The organism is Salipiger sp. D13 (assembly GCF_003703915.1).
Classification (GTDB): domain Bacteria; phylum Pseudomonadota; class Alphaproteobacteria; order Rhodobacterales; family Rhodobacteraceae; genus Salipiger; species Salipiger profundus.
The window spans coordinates 126,224-138,535 of record NZ_RAPJ01000019.1 but is presented as its reverse complement, the minus strand read 5'-3'; the positions used below and the strand labels follow the sequence as shown (position 1 = coordinate 138,535).

Here is a 12,312-nt window from a genome sequence, read left to right as displayed (position 1 = left end):
CGGGAGATCCCTAATGACACTGACCATGACAGCCAAACCCATCATGTTCCACGCGGACCTGTCCGATGCCCACCCGGGCGAGGACTACTTCCTCGCTCACATGGGAAAGCGGCACCGTTTCGTGCCTCATACCGAAGAGACGCGCGCCGCCGCGATGGGGGAGGCGCCGCACCAGCAGTGTCGCGACGCGCTCAAGGGGGTCACCCACTACATCGAGGCCCCGGTTCACATGCCGGCCGAGACGGTCTCGCGTATCCACATCCGCCACACCATGCGCGGCTTCGAGGGCAGCCACGGCGAGGAAGGCATCAGCCACTCCGCGATGTATTTCCCCCATGAGGACGACGCATTTGCCACCGACGCAAGCATGGTTCACGCCACGCCCATCGATTACACCTCGACCGCGAAGACCTTTCTCTTCCACCACCCCGACCTGGTGACCAAGGACAAGGCCGGGGCCAAGATCATCCTCGACCTGATGGACAGCCCGAACGTCGCGACCCAGGTGAACGCACTGGCGACGCAGATGCGGATGATGGGGCAGCCGACCGAGTCCTCGGGCTGGGCGACGCTGCAACCTTTCGTCGAAAAGAGCGAAGAGGCGGATTACGACAAGAAAGCCTGGGGCACCTATCGCCAGCACCCCAGCGACCAGATTCAGGGCGCTGCTGCCGCTCCGCTCAAGATGCTGATCAATCAGGTCAACAACCTTCAATCTCTGGAAAACATCAAGTGGACGGTGCAGACCGGCACAGCCGTGCAGAGCGAAGACGGCGGTCCGCAGGTGCAGAAATTCGCCGAACTCCTGGCCTTGCCGCCCTCGGAACGACTGGCGGCGCAGGCTGGTGACGCCTGGTCGGTGGCGGTGGCCAACACCAGCCCCGTGAACATGCTGACATTCAAGGTCTCGGTGGCCGATGCCGCCAAGAACCAGGTCAAGGTCACGTTCGAGAACACCGCATTCCGCTATCTCGGTCTCTATGTCCGCTTCTACGATGCCGCGGGCAAACCGATGAAGCTGCCGAACTGGACCGTGGACGACGAGGGGCTCTCGACGAAGATCATCATCGAGGCCTTCGACAACCAGTACGACGACCTGCGCTTCATCGGCATGATCTCTCCGATGAACTCGGTCTACGCGGTGCCGGTCCCGCCGCCCGGAGAGACCGAGGTCACCTTCACCTTCCCGCCCGGCGCCGTGTCGTGCTCCCTTTACGGGTCGGGTCTCGGCACCGGCGCGGACCCATGGCCCAAGACCCCGGCGCTTGGCGGGATCCTGACCGCGGTCTTCAATCTTGGCGTTCCGTCGATGCTGCTTGCGGTGGGGGCGGCGGCGCAGTCCTACAAGCCGCTCTACGACATCGTGCAGCAACTGAGCTCGAACAAGAAGGTGATGGCCGCGGGCGCGGCCCTGATCGCCGCCTATATCGGCGGCACCTCCGCGGCCAACCGGTCGTTCAACTGGTCCGCCGCGACGTCGGTCGTCAAGTTCCTGTTCAGCTCGGGGGTCGGCAAGGCGCTGGCCTGGGCCGAGGCCGAGATGGCCGGCGGCGCCATCGAGGACGAGATTCCCTTCGCGGGCTGGATCATGCTGACGGTGAATATCCTCACGACCGTGGCCCAGATGACCGAGACCATCGTTACCATCGCCACGTCGCCGTGGAACATCGAGAACAAGGTGGCTGTCACCATCACCTCGACCATCGACGTCTTCCCCGACCCGAGGGCGCAGGTCTTCCCGCACGGGTCCGAGCGCAAGTATGTGGTCAAGCTCATCTACCAGAACGAGAACCGTCCCACGGTCAGCTACGAGCATGCGCTTGGCGACACAGATGCGCCCACGAGCCTGCAGGCGGTCTTCGAGGGCAACACGCTCGGCGGATCGGTCAAGCTTGAGGCGGATTTCTACGTTGGCGACTGGCTGGCCGGCAAGGCGACAACCGGCTGGCTGCCAAATGACGAGACCACGATGGCCCAGCAAAGCCTCTACCTCGTGGAATACCCGGTCCCGCTGACCGACAAGTCGATCTACGAACACAAGCAGATCCTGACCTATGCGGGCGGCGCCTATGCATGGACGAACACGTCGACCGCACCGACCGCAACCGTGGCCAGCCGCAACAACGCACCAACCGGCAACAACTTCGGCGACTGGACCGGGCTCTCTCTCAGCCAGCGCAAGGCGACGCTAGGGATCGGCTTCCAGGCCGCGGGCACCGGCCTGCCGCAATGCGGCCAGACCACGCCCGGCGGGCAGCTCTTCACCTTCCAGACCGTCGCGATACCCGGCATGCCCTCCATCGACGAGACCTTTCCCTCCTGCGGCTTCGCGGGGCGTTCGCGCATGGTCTTCGACTACTTCCCGCCAAAGTTCCTGATGGACAGCAGCGGCAACTGGGCAAAGGGACCGGACGGGAAGATTCCGACCCCGGATCCAAAGGACCTCGATCTCGGCGAGTACTACATTGACCCCCGCCCCTCCTCGCTGCCCCCCGAACAAGGCGGCGGCTTCCACCTGAGAAAGGTCACGCTCGAAACCGGGGCGCCCTTCGACATGGACCCGGTGCAGCCGAGCTACGGGCGCTTCCCGCTGTTCCCCGACTCCGTGTCGTTGCACCCATCGCTCAAGGTCATCGGCACCAACTCTTCGACCAAGAAGCTGATGGTGGCCCGTCTGACCATCGGCGGCGCCGCCGACGACGCCGTGCCACTGGCGGAATTCGCCGCAGGTCCTGCCACCGATCCGACCCGCCCGGGACTGATGTTCTATCCTGTTGCCGTGAGCTGCGCCTACGATGGCACCATTCTCGTGCTCGAAGATACCTCGGCCGACCCCACGCACGGCGGAGCGCAGGTGGCGCGGATCTCGGCCTACGACCTGTCCATGAACCCGGTAAAACGTTTCGTCGATAGCAACGGCGATCCGACCTATTGGCTCTATCTGACCGGCGCCACCGGAACGACCTTCATCGACATGCAAACCGTCGGAGACGAGCGCAAGACCTACATCTACGTGCTGTCCTACAAGGGCGCGGGGATCGACCCGTCGGACTACGCCATGTCCATCTACACCTACGGAGCGACACCACCGGCACAGAATCCACTGGTAGCGACGCCGAACATGGCCGCCGCCGCCCTCGCGGTCGACATGTGGCACACCGTCTACACCGAGAATTACGCGATGGTGACGGACGGAGCCGGGACACCTGCGGGCCCCGACGTGCCCGGCGCGGGGCCCGACGGACGGACCGGTCCGTCGATCAGCATGTGGCTGCCGCCCACCGGCGCTCGCCGCTAGCCGAAGCGCACAAACATTCTGGAGAGGGGGAACGGGACATGGGAAACGGAACAAGCGTCTGGCACATCGCGGGGGCTGCCGCCCTCGCTCTCGGAGCATGGGCAGGGAGCCCGGCCGCGCAGGGCGGCCCTCTCATCTGTCCCGGCTGCGATCTTTCGGGTCAGGATTTCTCGGGCAGGACGCTCGAGGCACCGAACCTCGCGGGAGCCGACCTCGACGGCGCGAATTTCTCGGGCGCAGTGATCACCGGCGGGAATTTCATCGGAGCATCTCTCAGCGGAGCGACATTTCGGGACGCCACCATCCAGGCCGGCGCCGAGGGCGTTCCCACGCTCTTTCAGAACGCTGACCTGACGGGCGCCGACTTCACCGGCACAACGATCACCGCGGGCGATTTCCAGTACTCCACGCTCAACTGCAGCAACTTCCCCGGTGTGGTGCTCACCGAGGCCGTCTTCGGCCCGGTGGTTGCCATGGACGCCGATACGGCATGTACCGCGGACTTCACCAACACGACGCTAAGCTGCGAGTTCGCGCATCGTGTGGACGCCATCGATCTCACGGGAGCCGATCTGCCGGACTGCTCGGTTACACTCGACGACGGTTCGGTGCTCGAAGGGGTCTTCGACGAAGCGGTCGCGCTTCCCGAGGGTCGTTACGAAGCCGCCCCTGATGGCGCAGAGGGCTTCGCCAAGGCCGGATCCTCCGCCTTCGTCCCACCGAAAGGCACTGCCCTGCGCACCTACGCCGCCGTGGCGCAGACCGTCTACGTCTCGTCAGAGGGCACGGACGCCGCAGGATGCGGGAGCGACATCTCGAACTACTGCAAGACCATCGCATACGGCGCCGATCAGTGCACGTCGGCGGACTGCCTGGTGACGCTGCAATACGGCACCTATGCGCTGGCGGCACCGGTGGCACCCGGCAAGGGAGCCATCACCATCTCGGGCGGCTATGTCGGCGACAAACCCGTGAGCAATTACCAGTCCCGGGTGCAGGCACCAGCCGATGGCGTCCCCGCGTTCGATCTCACGGCGCAAGACAGCGGCATCGTGTTGCAGAACCTGCTTGTCGTGGGCAGCTCTCCCTCGGCACCAAGGGTCTCGGCTCACAGCATCGCGCTTCGCGCCTCCGGTGCAGCGCTGACGTTCGACGGCGTGAACCTCGTGGCCGCAGCGGGAACCACCGGCCCCGCCGTCGGTGACGGCACTGCGGGGGCCGACGGCGTCACCGGTAGCCCCGGGACCGGTCCAGGCTCTCCTGGGGCGGGCGGTCCGTCAAGCTGCGGAGCAGCGGGCGGCACGGGCGGCCAGACAATTTCGGCCACCGCGAGCTCGCACCTGCCCTTCCCCTGGGTCGAGTGCAAATACGAATGCCATGTACAATGGCGCAATGGCGGCAGCGGCGGCGCGGGCGGGACCGGGACCAACGCCTCCGGCAGCAGCCTTTCGAAGGCCGACTCGCTGGCCTGCTACGCTTGTCCCTCGGGACGCGGCGGCCTGCCCAAGTCGGCAGCCACGGGCACCAAGGGCGGAAACGGAAGCTGTGGCGCCGGCGGCGCTGCCGCGACCGACACAACGGGCTCCTTCGACGCCAACGGCGTGTGGACCGGCTCCGCTGCCGGCGCGGGCACGAACGGGCTCGCGGGTGGTGGTGGCGGTGGCGGCGGACCCGGCGGCTCCTGCGGCTATGCCAACTGCCTCTGCAGCTCTTCGGCCTACAGCGGCGGAGCGGGCGGTGGCGGCGGCTCAGGCGGTTGTGGCGCGACCCCCGGCAGCGGCGGCCAGATGGGCGGGGCGAGCTTCGGGATCGTGCTGGTCGGCGCGCAGCTGAGCCTTGCGGGCGGGCCGTCGGTGGTCACGGGCGCACGCAGCGGCGACGGCTCGCCCGGCGGCGCAGGCCAGAAGGGCGGCGCGGGCAGTTCCGGCGGCGCGGGCAAGAGCTACAGCGACATCTGCAACGATGGCGGCGCCTCGGGTGCAAGGGGCGGCGCCGGCGGGATCGGTGGCGCCTCGGGCGCGGGCGCGGGCGGAAACTCCGGACCCAGCGTGAACATCGTGCTGACCGGCAGCGGCTCATCCGTCACCGGCACGCTGACGCACTACGTCGGCGCGGCGGGCGCTGGTGGCAGCAAGGGCACCGCAGGCGCGTCAGCGTCGAACTGCACGGCGGAGGATGCCGCAGACGGGATCGAGGGGATCGCCGAAACCACCCATACCTACTGATCGGGATTTTCCTGTCTTGTCCACGCTCGGGTCGGAGCCCGCTTGGAGCGGCGTCCTCGCAGCAGCCTCAGACCCCTTCGTTTCAAGCTGAACGACATGTTTCACCGCGCGAAGAAAGAGCCGTGATCTGTCCGATCTCTTCTGGCTGAGCGATGCGCAGATGGCGCGTCGGGGGCCCCTGCCTTCCGAAGTCCCATGGCAAGCCATGGGTCGATGACCGACGCATCCCAGGCTGGGGTCTCTTCATCAATCGCGACGGTTTGCGATGGAGAGAGGCGCCAGATGCGCCCCCCCACAAGATGCTCTGCAACCGCCGGAACCGACGCCGTACTCGCCAGGACGGCCCATTGATCCGCCACCATCCGCATCGCACCTACCGAGGATGGCGTGGTTCGAAATGTCCACGCTCTGCCCTTCGGGGCGGCAACGACGTCATGATCGCTCACGACCGTCCAGCCGGGAACGGTCTTCGGCTGGAACCGGCCTCGTAACGAGGGTCGGGCATGTGATCATCCCATGGCGCCACATCCCTGCTTAGCTGGTAGGCGGCAAAGATCACGTTGACTGCAGCGCGCGCCTCACCCGGCCAGCACACCTGAAAAGAGAAATCGTGATTTGATGCGACTCGCAAGCGGCGCTAATCGCTGCACATCCGCATCGGGCGACGCTGCTTCACGCCGTGCCCTCGGAAATCCGAACGACCCGCCTTTCGAACCGCTCCTGCAGGTGATCTGCCATGCGCGCGCTGTCCATATTCATACTCCAAGGGCTCTGCCTGAGTCTTCTGCCCGCCATGGCGATGGCGGAGGAAGACCCGCGCGACGCCTTCATCCTGAGCGCCTCGACGACGCTGTCAGCGGACGTCGCAGCACAGGAGTCCGCGGTCTGGCGGGTGATGAACGGCTTCGGGCATGTGAACCTCTCGGGGAACGGCCTGTTCCTCGCGTCGCGCTCGCGCGAGAGCATGGCGCGGGGCTGGGTGGCCTTTCAGATTCGCGAGTACCGCGGCGGCACGCGCGGCGTCAGCGCACAGCTGATGTCCGGCTACGACGTCCCAGTCATGCGCCAAAGCCGGGCCGGGCTTGCGCTCACGCTGGCCCGCGCCGATCTCGACACCGGAGAAGAGGTCCGCAGCCGCACCCTGTCCTTCGGGCCCTACATCCGCACGCAGGTCGGCGAGCACATGAAGCTGAAGACATGGATGAGCCTCGCCCGCCCGGTCTACAGGCTGGCAGGCGGAGGCAAGACCCGCGCCACCCGGCTCGCGGCCGGGGCGCGCGCCTATTTCGACCGGCGCCTCGGCGCGCTGAAGCTTTCCGGATCGGCGAGCCTCGCGCTGTCGCGGCAGGTGGTGCCGGAACTCGGCGACCTGTCCGGCTTCGAGATCTCCAAGCGCAATGCGAGCCTGTCCGCCCGCGCCACGTTTCGCCCGGATCGCGACCTGCGGCCCTTCGTGGGCTTCGGCCTGTCCGACGGACGCTGGCGCAAGCCATCGGGCAGCTGTGCGTATACGACGCCCCGGCTGTCCACCGGCATCAGCTGGAGCCACAAGCGGCGCAGCCTGTCGCTCAGCGTCGACAGCAGCCGGGTGTTCGATCCGGATCGCCCGCTGACGCTCAACACCACCTACCGCACCCGCTTCTGAGCCCTGCCCCGGAACGTAAACGGGCGCCCGCGAATGCGGACGCCCGTCATGCTGTCATCTTCAGGCGCGGATCAGTGACCCGCGATCAGGCCCATGCTTTCCAGCTTGAGGACCACCTGGTGCGCGCAGTTGTCGACGTCGACGTTCTCGGTCTCGACCGACAGCTCGGGGTTCTGCGGCACGTCGTAGGGGTCGGAGATGCCGGTGAACTCCTTGATCTTGCCTTCGCGCGCGAGCTTGTAGAGGCCCTTGCGGTCGCGGCGCTCGCATTCCTCGAGCGAGGTCGCGACGTGCACCTCGACGAATGCACCGTACTGCTCGATCTCCTCGCGCACGGCGCGACGGGTCGCGGCGTAGGGCGCGATCGGCGCACAGATGGCGATGCCGCCGTTCTTGGTGATCTCGGACGCCACGTAGCCAATGCGGCGGATGTTGAGGTCACGGTGCTCCTTGGAGAAGCCCAGCTCGGAGCTGAGGTTCTTCCGGACGATGTCGCCGTCGAGCAGCGTCACCGGACGGCCACCCATCTCCATGAGCTTGGTCATCAGCGCGTTCGCGATGGTCGACTTGCCCGAGCCCGAGAAGCCGGTGAAGAACACGGTGAAGCCCTGCTGCGAGCGCGGCGGCTTTGTCTTGCGCAGCTCCTGCACGACCTCGGGGAACGAGAACCAGTCGGGGATCTCAAGGCCCTCCTGGAGACGACGACGCAGCTCGGTGCCCGAGATGTTCAGGATCGTGACGTTTTCCTTGTCCTCGATCTCGTCGTTGGGCTCGTACTGGGCGCGCTCCTGCACGTAGACCATGTGTTTGAACGGCACCATCTCGATGCCCATCTCTTCCTCGTGCTCCTTGAAGAGCTCCTGCGCGTCGTAGGGACCGTAGAAGTCCTCGCCCGCCGAGTTCTTGCCGGGGCCCGCGTGGTCGCGGCCGACGATGAAGTGGGTCACGCCGTGGTTCTTGCGGATCAGGCCGTGCCAGACAGCCTCACGCGGGCCGGCCATGCGCATGGCGAGCGGCAGCAGCGACATGGTGGTGGTCGACGCCGGATACTTGTCGAGAACCGCCTCGTAGCAGCGCACGCGGGTGAAGTGATCGACGTCACCCGGCTTGGTCATGCCGACCACCGGGTGGATCAGCAGGTTGGCCTGGCTTTCCTTCGCGGCGCGGAAGGTCAGCTCCTGGTGGGCGCGGTGCAGCGGGTTGCGCGTCTGGAACGCGACGACCTTGCGCCAGCCAAGCTTGCGGAAGGTGGCGCGCAGCTCGTTCGGCGTGTCGCGACGGGCGCGGAAATCGTAGTGCACCGGCTGCTGGATGCCGGTCACCGGACCACCGAGGTAGACCTTGCCTGCGGTGTTGTGCAGGTAGTTGACGGCCGGGTGCGCATCGTCGTCGGCGCCGAAGACCTTCTCGGCCTCGACCGACTTGTTCGGAACCCAGCGGTCGGTGACGGTCATGGTCCCGAGGATCACGCCTTCCTGGTCACGCAGCGCGATGTCCTGGCCGATCTCGAGGCTGTCGGCGAATTTCTCGGACACGTCGAGCGTGATCGGCATCGGCCACAGCGAGCCGTCGGCAAGGCGCATGTTCTCGACGACGCCGTCATAGTCTTCCTGGCCGAGGAAGCCCTTGAGCGGGTAGAAACCGCCGTTCATCAGCAGCTCGAGGTCGCAGATCTGGCGCGGCGTCAGGTCGTGCGACACGAGCTCGCCGGCTTCGACCTTCATCTTCTGGGCGCTGTCGTAGGAAACATACAGCTCGGGTATGGGAGCAAGGTTGTTCTGCATAAATCTGGTCCTGTGGCTGGTTGGAACGTAGCCGCTGGCGGTTCCCGTCAATTCGGCATGAAGCGCCTGGTATTCGAGAAATTTCCGCGCGAGGAAGCGGTCGGTGAGCCGGGCCTTCTCGGCCGCGCCGCGCGAGGTGAGCGTATAGGCGAAACGCTGACGCCGGTCCGGCCCCGAACGTTCACTGATCTTGATGAACCCGGCCTCGGCAGCGGCCCGAAGCTGTGCGTTGAGCCGCCCCAGGGACACACCGATCGCCGAGGAAATCTCGCGCTGCGACGCATCCGGCGCCAGGTCGAGCTGGCGCAGGAGGTGGAAGAGCGGGCCTTCCTCGTCGGTGATCGGTTTTGCACCCTGTGCGGACATGGCGTGCGACTCAAAGTGTGTTCACGCCTGAACGCATTGCACAGTCACCCCCAGCGGGGAAACCCCTAATCTCGGAAAGCGGGGGATTTCCGCCGTCATGATTCAATTGCAACGCGCCGGTGCCCGCTCGCTTGGCACTCGGCGCCCAGCCCATCGCAGCCATCCGGAATCCAAACGGGGCGCGCCTCCCGGCACGCCCCGCTCGCTCGTCTCGTGATCTCGGCTTTCGCGCTGCTCAGTGCGCCGCATCCACCGGCGCGCCGTAGCCCAGCGGCTCGGCCTCGTCCTTGCCCTCGTCGACACCCTGCTCGGCGAGCCAGCGCTCGGCCTCGAGCGCGGCCATGCAGCCCATGCCCGCCGAGGTCACCGCCTGACGATACTTGTGGTCGGTCAGGTCACCCGCGGCGAACACGCCGGGCACCGAGGTCGCGGTGCTGTCGGGCTTGGTCACCACGTAGCCGCCCATGTGCGTCTCGAGCGTGTCCTTGACAAGCTCGTTGGCCGGCGCGTGCCCGATAGCGATGAACACGCCCTTGCAGGGGATCTCCGAGACATCGCCGGTCTGCACGTTCTTCACGCGCACGCCGGTCACGCCCTTGGGGTTGTCCTCGCCCACGACTTCCTCGAGCTGATGATGCCAGAGCGGCACGATCTTCTCGTTCTTGAAGAGCCGGTCCTGCAGGATCTTCTCGGCCCGCAGCTCGTCGCGGCGGTGGATCAGCGTCACCTTGCTGGCGAAATTGGTCAGGAACAGCGCCTCCTCGACGGCGGTGTTGCCGCCGCCGATCACGACGATTTCCTGCCCGCGGTAGAAGAAGCCGTCACAGGTCGCGCAGGCCGAGACGCCGAAGCCCTTGTAGGCCTCTTCCGACGGCAGGCCGAGCCACTTGGCGCGGGCGCCGGTGGCAAGGATCACCGCGTCGGCGGTGTAGGTCGTGCCGCTGTCGCCCTTGGCGACAAAGGGACGGCTGTCCACGTCGAGCGAGGTGATGATGTCGCCGATGATCTCGGTGCCCATGGCGCGGGCGTGGGCCTCCATCGTGACCATCAGCTCGGGGCCCTGCACCTCGGTGTGGCCGGGCCAGTTCTCGACCTCGGTGGTCGTGGTCAGCTGGCCGCCGGGCTCGAGCCCCTGCACGAGGATCGGCTCGAGCATCGCGCGCGAGGCGTAAACGCCCGCGGTGTAGCCGGCCGGACCGGACCCGATGATGAGAACCTTGGTATGGCGTGTGTCGGACATGGAAAGCGCCTCGCAAGCTATGGCATTCGCGTTTCGACCTGCATATAGACATGGGCGACCGCGCCGGAAACCCCGCAGGCTGGTTGCCCGAGGAAATTCTCGTTTCCTTAATAATCTTTCACTCCTATGAAACATTATTGCGCAGCGCTGCTGGGGTGCTATAACAATCGCGATTTCACATGAGGAATGACCATGCCCGGGAACCGGCTCGATCCCATCGACCGCAAGATTCTGGCCGAGCTTCAGGCCGACGGCCGCATGACCAATGTCGAGCTTGCCAAACGCGTCGGCATTTCGGCCCCGCCCTGCCTGCGACGCGTGCGAACGCTCGAAGAACAGGGGTTCATCCGCGGCTACCACGCCGAGGTCGATCCGCGCGAACTGGGATTCGAGGTGCAGGTCTTCGCCATGGTCGGGCTGCAGAGCCAGGCCGAGGTCGACCTGCGCGCCTTCGAGGAACGCTGCCGCGCCTGGCCGCTCGTGCGGGAATGCCACATGCTGAACGGCGAGGTGGATTTCATCCTGAAGTGCGTCGCGCCCGATCTCTCGACCTTCCAGAGCTTCCTGACCGGAGACCTGCTGACCGCCCCCAACGTGGGCTCGGTGAAGACCTCGCTGGTCATCCGCGGCGCCAAGGATGAACCCGGGGTCCCGTTCGACGTGCTCGAGGAACGGCTGAGCCGGTCCGCCTGAGGTGCCTTTGCGCGGGGCGCGGCTAGACCGCCCCCGCCGTCAGCCCCTCGATCACGCGCCGCGTCGTGCGGGTCATCGTGAGCTCTCCGAAGTCCTCGATCACCGCGATGTTCGGAAACATCGACAGGAACAGCCGGCGCATCTCCAGCGACTGCGGCATCGCCGCGGCCTTTCCCGGGTGGTAGGTTTCCATCTCGATGCCGCCGACGCGAACGGTGCCGTGCCGCCCGAGCATGAAGTGATACAGCTGCACCGACCCGGCGGGGCGGAGTTGCAGGATACGTTCACCGTCCGCGAAATCGGAAACCGGCACCAGCACCCGGTCACCTCCGATCAGCGACCTCAGGCGCGGGCGGCTCAGGACCATGCGCGCCGCCGGCCCGACCACCACGTCGGCCAAGGGCCGCCCCGGTCCGAAGCCATCGGCGGTGATGCGCCACAGATCCGCCAGCGTCGTCGCATCGTCCTCGATACCGGGAACGTAGGAGGTCGACCCGATCCAGGTCACAGGCTGCGCGCCCTCGCTGCTTTCGACGTAGTCGCCGGGCAGCAGATCCTCGATCGCCACCGAACCGCGCACCGTGGGCAGAAGCGTGCCCCGGGCGAAGGCGGTCGTGGCCTCCTCGAACAGCGCGTTCGCCGGTGCGACATGGCTCTGGAACGAGATCGACAGGTCCGCCAGCAAGGCGGCCGCCTCGTATCTGCGCATGAGAGAGGATGCCCGCCGGGTCCGCCCATGGCGGAGGGCCCCGGGATCGTGTGCGGTCGCCCTTGGAACGGCGCCGCCCACGGGCCGGAAGGACTGGTGAAGGCGCGTCATGTGATCCCCCTCGAGGTTGGTCACATCCGTGCTGGCCCCCACCAACAACGACAGAAGGACGATTGAGATTCCGTCGCGGACATTCAGGACCCAATCGCGCCGACTTGTCAAAATTGAACCGCTTTTTAGCAAGATCGTCCGGCCAATCCTGCGCGTCAGCTAAGATTGTCAGTTAATTATAAACGATTTCGCCAAAGCACAGATGCAAACGCCGCGAATCATCTCCGGGCGAGCGTCAGTC

General features: G+C 66.2%; 7 protein-coding genes and 1 pseudogene. 5 read left to right on the top strand and 3 right to left on the bottom strand.

The annotated features are described in order from the left end of the window. The first annotated feature begins 25 nt into the window (after nt 1-25). The 4 genes and pseudogenes from D6860_RS22090 to D6860_RS22080 all read left to right on the top strand — a co-directional run bounded on the left by D6860_RS22090 (nt 26) and on the right by D6860_RS22080 (nt 7,168). Complete coding sequence (locus D6860_RS22090; protein WP_076625347.1) at nt 26-3,298, top strand: hypothetical protein; 3,273 nt, start codon at nt 26-28, stop codon at nt 3,296-3,298. 38 nt (nt 3,299-3,336) lie between these two features. Further along, nucleotides 3,337-5,523: a pentapeptide repeat-containing protein gene (locus tag D6860_RS22085; RefSeq protein ID WP_076623435.1), complete on the top strand. Its 2,187-nt coding sequence runs from the start codon at nt 3,337-3,339 to the stop codon at nt 5,521-5,523. Between the two features lie 127 nt (nt 5,524-5,650). Continuing rightward, a pseudogene (locus D6860_RS25835) lies at nt 5,651-5,846 on the top strand (IS5/IS1182 family transposase); the annotation flags it as partial. A 413-nt stretch (nt 5,847-6,259) separates the two neighbouring features. After that, nucleotides 6,260-7,168: an autotransporter domain-containing protein gene (locus D6860_RS22080; RefSeq protein WP_128549312.1), complete on the top strand. Its 909-nt coding sequence runs from the start codon at nt 6,260-6,262 to the stop codon at nt 7,166-7,168. Nucleotides 7,169-7,239: 71 nt separating this feature from the next. On the opposite strand, the gene D6860_RS22075 is transcribed toward D6860_RS22080, so the two are convergent. Together D6860_RS22075 and trxB are read right to left on the bottom strand one after the other, a co-directional pair. Further along, on the bottom strand, nt 7,240-9,318 hold the full coding sequence (locus D6860_RS22075; RefSeq protein WP_076623433.1) for a bifunctional sulfate adenylyltransferase/adenylylsulfate kinase: 2,079 nt from the start codon (nt 9,316-9,318) through the stop codon (nt 7,240-7,242). Nucleotides 9,319-9,553: 235 nt separating this feature from the next. Then, nucleotides 9,554-10,558: a thioredoxin-disulfide reductase gene (gene trxB, locus D6860_RS22070; RefSeq protein WP_017468921.1), complete on the bottom strand. Its 1,005-nt coding sequence runs from the start codon at nt 10,556-10,558 to the stop codon at nt 9,554-9,556. A 192-nt stretch (nt 10,559-10,750) separates the two neighbouring features. Here trxB and D6860_RS22065 point away from each other — a divergent pair, with 192 nt between their 5' ends. Next, on the top strand, nt 10,751-11,251 hold the full coding sequence (locus tag D6860_RS22065; RefSeq protein ID WP_076625346.1) for an Lrp/AsnC family transcriptional regulator: 501 nt from the start codon (nt 10,751-10,753) through the stop codon (nt 11,249-11,251). 22 nt (nt 11,252-11,273) lie between these two features. Here the strand turns inward: D6860_RS22065 and D6860_RS22060 are convergent, their stop codons facing one another. Then, nucleotides 11,274-11,960 carry a Hint domain-containing protein gene (locus D6860_RS22060; protein ID WP_076623432.1) on the bottom strand — a complete coding sequence of 229 codons (687 nt, stop codon included), beginning with the start codon at nt 11,958-11,960 and terminating at the stop codon, nt 11,274-11,276. Nucleotides 11,961-12,312: the final 352 nt, after the last annotated feature.

Bases quoted from the DNA above. Each gene is read 5' to 3' on its own strand.
- D6860_RS22060 (WP_076623432.1), bottom strand. From the start codon at position 11,960: ATGCGCAGATACGAGGCGGCCGCCTTGCTGGCGGACCTGTCGATCTCG.
- D6860_RS22080 (WP_128549312.1), top strand. From the start codon at position 6,260: ATGCGCGCGCTGTCCATATTCATACTCCAAGGGCTCTGCCTGAGTCTT.
- D6860_RS22065 (WP_076625346.1), top strand. From the start codon at position 10,751: ATGCCCGGGAACCGGCTCGATCCCATCGACCGCAAGATTCTGGCCGAG.
- D6860_RS22075 (WP_076623433.1), bottom strand. From the start codon at position 9,318: ATGTCCGCACAGGGTGCAAAACCGATCACCGACGAGGAAGGCCCGCTC.
- D6860_RS22085 (WP_076623435.1), top strand. From the start codon at position 3,337: ATGGGAAACGGAACAAGCGTCTGGCACATCGCGGGGGCTGCCGCCCTC.
- D6860_RS22090 (WP_076625347.1), top strand. From the start codon at position 26: ATGACAGCCAAACCCATCATGTTCCACGCGGACCTGTCCGATGCCCAC.
- trxB (WP_017468921.1), bottom strand. From the start codon at position 10,558: ATGTCCGACACACGCCATACCAAGGTTCTCATCATCGGGTCCGGTCCG.